The following is a 288-nucleotide window of genomic DNA, read 5'->3' on the forward strand; positions in this document are numbered from 1 at the left end:
GGTCAACGCAGAGCTGCAAAAGTACGTGGCCGATCGGCTTGCCGGAATGGTTCGTCTAGCTGACGGCTCGCCTGTCGCGGGGCCTGCGGCGCCGCGGTGGAAGGGCCGCAACAAGGGGCGTCGCCAGGACCGACGATGGGCCACGGCGTGGAGTCCTGAGCAGATCGCTCACCGGTTGCTGGTCGATTTCCCTGATGATGGATCTATGCGGATCTCTCATGAGACCATCTACCGCTCGCTGTATGTCCAGGGGCGTGGCGCTCTCCGTCGAGAATTGGTGGCGTGCTT

General features: G+C 63.5%; 1 pseudogene. It reads left to right on the plus strand.

The features are described from left to right. Positions 1-288: pseudogene (locus SKC42_RS27560) on the plus strand (IS30 family transposase); the annotation flags it as partial.

This window comes from Mycobacterium sp. 050134, assembly GCF_036409085.1.
Classification (GTDB): Bacteria; Actinomycetota; Actinomycetes; order Mycobacteriales; family Mycobacteriaceae; genus Mycobacterium.